This window comes from Bacteroides caecigallinarum, assembly GCF_021530995.1.
GTDB lineage: Bacteria > Bacteroidota > Bacteroidia > Bacteroidales > Bacteroidaceae > Phocaeicola > Phocaeicola faecigallinarum.
The window spans coordinates 1-4,127 of record NZ_JADYTF010000182.1 but is presented as its reverse complement, the minus strand read 5'-3'; the positions used below and the strand labels follow the sequence as shown (position 1 = coordinate 4,127).

Below are 4,127 nucleotides of genomic sequence, written 5' to 3'. Positions count from 1 at the left end.
AGATGATTATGAGCCGATTTAATTTTATGAGAATTAAATTTAGAATTATCGGAGCTGTATGCGGTGAAAGTCGCACGTACAGTTCTTAATGGGGAAAGCGGCAGCAATGCCGCCGACCTACATAACATTTGTGAATGATAAACTTATTTCGACTACAGTTAAAACTATTACAGTTATGAGATATTTGAATCCTAAAGCGGACCTGACATTCAAGAAAGTGTTTGGCGAACATCCTGATCTGGTACGCAGCCTGCTGAATGCACTGCTGCCGTTCGAGACTCCTGAAGAGGAGATAAGTGAAGTGGAGTATCTGCCCGCAGAGCTGGTGCCGGACACTCCGCTGAAGAAAAACAGTATAGTGGACGTGAGGTGCAAGGACAGAAGAGGAAGGCAGTTCATAGTGGAGATGCAGATGCTGTGGTCGCCGGCATTCATGCAGAGGGTGCTGTTCAACGCTTCGAAGGCATACGTGAGGCAACTTAACGGCAAGGAGAAGTATGAGCTGCTGCAGCCGGTTTATTCGCTGAACCTGGTGAACGATGTGTTCGAACCGGAAATGGAGAGCTATTATCACGACTACAGGATTGTGTGCATGGAAAAGACCGACAGGGTGATTGACGGACTGAGGTTCGTGTTCGTGGAACTTCCGAAATTCAAACCGCAGACTTTCAGCCAGAAGAAGATGCACGTGCTATGGCTGAGGTATCTTACGGAGATAGACGAGAATACGCGGGAAATCCCTCAGGAGCTGATGGACAATCCGGAAATAAAGAAGGCCGTGACACAAATCCAGGAATCGGCTTTCAGCGATGCGCAACTGCTGGGATATGATGATTTCTGGGATGCCGTAAGGGTGGAGAAGACCATAGTAAGTGATGCGGAAAGAAAAGGCATGGCGCAGGGAATTGAAAAAGGCATGGCGCAGGGAATTGAAAAAGGCATGGCGCAGGGAATTGAAAAAGGCATGGCACAGGGAATTGAAAAAGGCATGGCGCAGGGAATTGAAATAACTGAAGCGAAATGGCGTGAAGAAAAAAACGCAATAGTACGTAACCTGAAGTCATTGGGACTGACTACAGAACAGATTCAGGCTGCTACAGGACTTACAGCAGAAGAGATAGAGGGACTGTAGATAACCCATACCTAAAGCTGCCGAATATTTATATTTCCTGATACAGGAGGATAAAGAGGAACGCTGCAAAACGAGACGGTGATACCTTTGTGACGTAATCGGAAAGGGATCCCAAAAGTTTCGGATTGCAGCGTTTATTTTTTTATCTGGTATTAATCTTTAAAAAAAAGAAAGGAAATTTTTATGGACAAGTATTTGACTTATTCGGTAGTGGAACGTAAAGACCCGCAGAACCCTGAAGTGGCAGGTAAATTTTATGCACAGGCTCAGGCAAGAGGTGAGGCGGGAATCAGGGAACTCTCGCAGAGAATTCAACAGACGTGTACGGTGACACGCGCGGACGTGATGGCGGTGCTCATAGCTCTGGAGGACGTGGTGGCGGATTCGCTGGCTAACGGCGAGATAGTTCGTCTGGGTGAGCTCGGCTCGCTACAGGTGAGCCTTAGCAGTGAGGGTACAGTTTCGGAAGACGAGTTTCATGACGGCATGATAAAGAAGGGGAAAATTCTCTTCAGGGGCGGAGAGACGCTGACCAACATGCTCACCTCACTGAAATTCCAGAAGGTGGAACAGAAGTACAAGAAGGAGGACGCTGAACCTCTGCCTTAACCTTGTCAACTCATTAACTTAAAAGCTCAAAAACCATGTTGAAAGTAAGAAAAATAATTGTGAGAATCCTGAAATGCCTTATCTGTATTTTTACAGGGGGCTTCAGAGATAAAGGGAAGGGAGGAGGTAATGAAGCGGCATGTTGACACGATTATCATCCACTGCTCGGCTACGCCTGAGGGCAAGAGGCTCGAACCTGCTGCTATGGTCAAGATGCACCGTAAGCGCGGTTTCAACGGATGCGGGTATCATTTTTATATCCGTCGTACGGGAGAGATATGCGATATGCGTCCGGTGGAGCGAATAGGCGCGCACTGCCGCGGACACAACGAGGGCAGCATAGGCATCTGCTACGAGGGCGGTCTGGACATCAAGGGCAACCCCAAGGACACACGCACCGCGGAACAGAAGCACGCCATGAAATGGCTGATAGAGACACTGAAGAAGGAGTTCCCCATCAGAGTGATAGCAGGGCACAGGGATTTCAGCCCTGACCTGAACGGCAAAGGGACGGTAGAACCCGAAGAATGGATCAAGGAATGTCCGTGCTTCGATGTGAAAGCGGAATTCTGATTGTTCCCTCATGCCACGGTGAATACACGGGCATGGGGGAATTCTGTGTCTGTAGGGTTGGTGTTTCGGAAACTTTTACGTAATTTTGTATCTGAAGCCTAACTTCTTAACTTCATAACTTCTTTAACTTCTAAAAAAATGCTTAAAAAGAGAGATTCAGACTTTGGAGAATTGGAAGGAGCTGAAATAGACGGCAGTCTGCTGGAAAGTAACGATACTGCATCGAAAAATCTTATTCCGGTGATTTATCAGAGCGGGTATCTGACGATTAAAGATTACGATAAGAAATCGAATATCTACAAGCTGGGGTTCCCGAACAAGCATGTGAAGAATGCCTTCATGACATTGATGAAATATATTTAGATATTATGTGACGGAAGGAAGCTGGTGAAAGTGGGTGTGAACTTCAGCTATGAGAAGAGGAATGTGGAGAGGTGGATTGTGAAGTAATAAAAGGGAACCTTTCCGTTTTTTTATAGCAGATCTTTGTTTTTAGTTATAATGTACTACCTTTGTGATGATTTAATATAAATTCAATCATGGATAAAGATATTCTATATCAGGAAGGACTGAAAATAGCCCAACAAAAAGGTTATACAGGAGATTTTGCTTTGGGCTTTGCAGAAGGATATGTCATTGGGTTTGAAGAAGGTCGTCTTCAAGTAAAAAATGAAATAGCTGCAAGACTCAAAGAAATGGGTTATGATGAAGAATTTATCTCAAGGAGTACAGGATTGACCATAGAGGAGATTTAATCACCTCTTGACCTTTAGAAGGGTAAAATTTCAAAGGATTATCTTCTCCCTGATAGAAATCCAATACCTTTCTGTCATGTTTTTATAAACCGGAATGTTAAAACATAATATTTACTTACTGACATTTTTATTTTATCGGCTGAAAAAAGGAAGATAAAATTGTTGTGGCTAAAATAGAAAGTTTACATTATATGAAAAGTAAATATAAGCGCAAGAGTTTCCTCATCAATATTCTAAAGAATAGAGCAGAAAAGATTAGAGAAACAAGAGGAAGTCAAATGGTAAATCAGGGAAAAAGGCTTGGCATTATTCACTATCTCAAATTAAAAAAGATTTTTCCGGCTATCAACATGTGTGGGCTCCTCCTTATTTTTCTTTAGTAGAAAATGAAAAACAAGTATTGAATTTTCTTGCTAAGCTAAAACTATGTCTTGATAACAAACAAAAAGTATTGGTACATTTAGAAAGAGTAACTCGCATGTCTACAGATGCAATTGTTGTTTTGTTGTCGAGTATGGTTAAATTTAAATCAATGCATATAGACTTTAATGGTACTCATCCTTTCAATAAACGAGTAAAAAACACACTCATAAAATCAGGATTCTTCAAATATTTATATAGTCAGTATAAAAAGGAGGAAAACTATGAATTTAACAGAAAGGATAGCAAAATCTATACGCATGGAAGTAAAACTGTAGCATCCACATTAGCTGATAGACTTATTGAAAGTGCCAGCAACTCGTTATGGGGAGAACCAAGAAGGTGCCAAGGGGCTCAAAAAACATTAGTAGAACTGATGCACAACACTTATGATCATGCCAGTTTACAAAAAGGTGAAAGGCATTGGTGGCTATCTGTGGAGCATAACAAAAAAGAGAAATGTGTGGCATTTTCTTTTATTGATTTTGGTATGGGCATATATAATAGTTTGGAAAATAAGGTTCATCCGACATTTCGCGTGATGCGGCAATCATGGAGTGCATATAACCTTAGCTCAAAGTATCGTTCATCCCTAAATCCGTATGCCGCTCTCTTCAAGACCTTTATCTTGTTGTTGA

The 4,127-nt window shown here is 42.3% G+C and carries 6 protein-coding genes; 5 read left to right on the top strand and 1 reads right to left on the bottom strand.

Features of this window, described 5'->3' with window-relative positions; translation table 11 throughout:
• Window positions 1-175: 175 nt before the first annotated feature.
• The 5 genes from I6E24_RS15640 (at window position 176) to I6E24_RS15620 (ending at window position 3,069) form a co-directional block, all read left to right on the top strand.
• Complete coding sequence (locus I6E24_RS15640) at window positions 176-1,132, top strand: Rpn family recombination-promoting nuclease/putative transposase (protein WP_235329555.1); 957 nt, start codon at window positions 176-178, stop codon at window positions 1,130-1,132.
• Between the two features lie 183 nt (window positions 1,133-1,315).
• Window positions 1,316-1,741 carry an HU family DNA-binding protein gene (locus tag I6E24_RS15635; RefSeq protein WP_235329553.1) on the top strand — a complete coding sequence of 142 codons (426 nt, stop codon included), beginning with the start codon at window positions 1,316-1,318 and terminating at the stop codon, window positions 1,739-1,741.
• A gap of 129 nt (window positions 1,742-1,870) precedes the next feature.
• Window positions 1,871-2,314, top strand: coding sequence for an N-acetylmuramoyl-L-alanine amidase (locus I6E24_RS15630; RefSeq protein WP_235329551.1), 444 nt, complete (start codon window positions 1,871-1,873; stop codon window positions 2,312-2,314).
• Between the two features lie 138 nt (window positions 2,315-2,452).
• Entirely contained in the window at window positions 2,453-2,677 is a 225-nt protein-coding gene (locus I6E24_RS15625; protein WP_235329559.1) for a hypothetical protein, read from the top strand.
• Window positions 2,678-2,853: 176 nt separating this feature from the next.
• Complete coding sequence (locus I6E24_RS15620; RefSeq protein WP_235329549.1) at window positions 2,854-3,069, top strand: hypothetical protein; 216 nt, start codon at window positions 2,854-2,856, stop codon at window positions 3,067-3,069.
• Window positions 3,070-4,011: 942 nt separating this feature from the next.
• Here the strand turns inward: I6E24_RS15620 and I6E24_RS15615 are convergent.
• Window positions 4,012-4,127, bottom strand: a 116-nt coding sequence (locus I6E24_RS15615; protein WP_455577814.1) for a transposase, incomplete at its 5' end; no start/stop codon positions are given.

Excerpts from the sequence above, each read along its gene's own strand:
- I6E24_RS15640 (WP_235329555.1), top strand. The coding sequence starts at position 176 with ATGAGATATTTGAATCCTAAAGCGGACCTGACATTCAAGAAAGTGTTT.
- I6E24_RS15635 (WP_235329553.1), top strand. The coding sequence starts at position 1,316 with ATGGACAAGTATTTGACTTATTCGGTAGTGGAACGTAAAGACCCGCAG.
- I6E24_RS15630 (WP_235329551.1), top strand. The coding sequence starts at position 1,871 with ATGAAGCGGCATGTTGACACGATTATCATCCACTGCTCGGCTACGCCT.
- I6E24_RS15620 (WP_235329549.1), top strand. The coding sequence starts at position 2,854 with ATGGATAAAGATATTCTATATCAGGAAGGACTGAAAATAGCCCAACAA.
- I6E24_RS15625 (WP_235329559.1), top strand. The coding sequence starts at position 2,453 with ATGCTTAAAAAGAGAGATTCAGACTTTGGAGAATTGGAAGGAGCTGAA.